Source organism: Amycolatopsis kentuckyensis (genome assembly GCF_002155975.1).
Taxonomy (GTDB): domain Bacteria; phylum Actinomycetota; class Actinomycetes; order Mycobacteriales; family Pseudonocardiaceae; genus Amycolatopsis; species Amycolatopsis kentuckyensis.
In genome coordinates, this window is record NZ_MUMI01000796.1 from 1 (window position 1) to 2,615 (window position 2,615).

General features: G+C 70.8%; 1 protein-coding gene and 2 pseudogenes. 2 read left to right on the forward strand and 1 reads right to left on the reverse strand.

Annotation, left to right across the window (positions count from 1 at the left end):
• Positions 1-243: pseudogene (locus CCN39_RS47960) on the forward strand (MFS transporter); the annotation flags it as partial.
• Positions 244-530: 287 nt separating this feature from the next.
• Positions 531-1,946, forward strand: coding sequence for a GGDEF domain-containing protein (locus CCN39_RS47965; RefSeq protein ID WP_086853852.1), 1,416 nt, complete (start codon positions 531-533; stop codon positions 1,944-1,946).
• Here the strand turns inward: CCN39_RS47965 and CCN39_RS52725 are convergent.
• Positions 1,924-2,615 (reverse strand): annotated as a pseudogene (locus CCN39_RS52725) (hypothetical protein); the annotation flags it as partial. The gene CCN39_RS47965 and the pseudogene CCN39_RS52725 sit on opposite strands and share 23 nt — an antisense overlap.

The window sequence follows — 2,615 nt, forward strand, 5'->3', positions numbered from 1 at the left end:
GTGTCGGCCACGTTCATCACCTGGGTGCCGAACGACGTCCGGGGCAGCCCGGTCCGGTACAGGCCGCCCGCGCTGCGGGTCGCCCAGGGGGTGGGCGTCGGCCTGGGCGGGCTGGTCGCGCAGGCGCTGGGTTCCGCGCACGCGACCATCGCGCTCGCGGGCGCCGTGGGTCTGCTGCTGGCCGTGCCGGTGGCGTTCGCCTGGCGCCGGGTGGGCGGGGCGGAACCGCAACCTTGGCCGTGATGAGCGCCAGGTGCCACCTCCGGGGTACGGCCAAGATCATGAATGGCATTCGCGGACGTCACGGGTGACAATTCGAGGGTGGTCAGAAGTCGCGGTTGCTCATGGGGGCCACCTCCATGCGGGGAGAGTCTCGCAGAACCTTTTGCGCCGCGTTCCCGGCAGTTACTCCGGGACCTCGGCCGGTCCGTTGCTGTGGGATGGTACCCGGCCACGGAATACGTGAACACTCTGCCAGGTACCGATGAGATTACTCAAGGCCGGGACTAGGCTGGAAAGGAGGTGACCAATTGCATCCAGGACCGGACGGGGACCCGGCCGCGCCGGGCGCACCGGGCGGATCGGCACCGGAGCGGGCGGAAAGCGCCGCCGAACCGGGCGTGACCACAGGTACGCCCGCGACCACGACCAGTGGTGTCCGGGTCCGGCACGCGTACTGGCCGGGCAACTGGGCGCTCTGGCGCCGCCGGCCGGTGCAGGTCGCGTTCATGCTGGCGGCCGAAGCCGTCGCGATCGCGGTTCTCGCCGTCTCGTTCGCGCGCTCGCCGATTCCCTCCGGAAACGACTGGATCAATTTCGCGATTCTGGCCGCGGGTGCCACCGTCCACATTCAGCTGACCCAGCGCCAGGAGGAACGGCGGCGCAACCGGACCAAAACGGTGCTGATCGACCTCACCGCCGTGTGGACGTTTTCCGCCGCGATGATACTGCCGGTACCGCTCACCCTTTTCGTCATCGCCGTCATCCGGTTGCAGCACTGGTTCATCGCCCGGCGGCCCGCGCACAACTTCATTTTCTCGTCCATCACGCACGGCCTCGCCGGCGCGCTCGCGCACCTCACCTACACGGGGCTCGGGCCGCACCTGCTCGGCCGGCCGGGGTGGGGCGACTTCCTCCGCGAGTTCGGCACCATCGTCGTCACCGGGGCGATCTACGAAGCGATCCAGATCGCGTACGTGGGCGGGGTCCTGCTGCTCGGATCCCCCGCCGGGCGCACGGTTCGTAACGTGCTGGGCAGCCCGGCCGACAACATGCTCGAAGCGATCACCATCGGCCTCGGCGCGGTGACCGCGATCCTGCTCGCCGCCGTCCCGCCGATGGTGGCGGTGATGGCCGTGGTCACCGTGGTGTTCAATCGGCTCGCGGAACTCGACCAGCTCCAGAACGACGTCCGGACGGACCCGAAAACGGGCATTCTCAACATGCGTGGCTGGTCGGAGGCGGCGGAACGCGCTCTCGAACGGACCGCTCGATCGGGTGATCAACTGGCGCTGCTGATGGTCGATCTGGACCACTTCAAGTGGATTAACGACACCTATGGACATCCGGCGGGCGACGACGTGCTGCGCACCGTTGCGCAAACGCTCGACGAAGTGACCAGACCGAGCGACTTGGTCGGCCGTTTCGGCGGCGAGGAATTCCTCGTTCTGCTACCGGACATCGACGAAGACGCGACGTGGGACGCGGCCGAGCGCATCCGCATCGCGATCGCCAAACTGCACATGGTGACCACGGACAAGCGCGGCGACCCGGCCACGATCGCCGACCGCACGACGTCGATCGGCGTGGCCCGCCACCCCCGCCACGGCGACACCCTCGAGCGCCTGCTGCAGTCCGCCGACGCGGCGGTCTACCTGGCGAAGGAGAACGGCCGCGACCAGGTCTGCTTCGCCCCGGACACGGTCACACCCCCAGCCGCACGGTGAGTTCGAGCTTGACGAGCACCTCGGCACAGCTCCCGGCGGCGGCGGGTTCCAGCCGGACGCGCTCCCCCCGGTAGCCGGCGGACTCGAGCCGCAGGACAGTGGCCCCGGGCGCGAGCCGGGGGTGGCACCAGTGCCGGACGGTTCCGCAGCCGGCGTGGTCCTTGGCCAGCAGGAGGTACTCGTGCCCGAGGTCGTCGGTGACCCGCCCGAGGCCGTTCCACCAGAGGGCCCGGAGGGTGAGGCCATCGCCGTCGCGGAGGAGTTCGACCGGCGGGTCGGCGTGGACGTCGACCTGGAAGCCGTGGTCGCTGACCCGAACCGACCGGACGCGGAGAAAGGCACTCCCACCCGGATCACCGGGCGGCGCGGGATGAAGCGGTTTCGGCTCGCCTCGGCCGCCGTCACCGGCACTGCCGCGGGAAGGCGACCCGGCAGCCGCACCCGCACCGCCGCTCGGCGGCCCGCTGTCACCGGAGCCCGGCGGCGGCCCGGCCGAACCGTCACCCGTAGCCGCGCCCGGCGACTCGCCGAACGGCCCCGAGCCCAGCGAACCCGCCGAACCACCACCGGCCAGGCCTGGCCTGCTCTCACCCGAGCCGGGCAGCTGCCCGGCCGAACCACCACCCGCCGAGTCCCGCCCACTCTCACCCGAGCCCGGCGGCGGCCCGG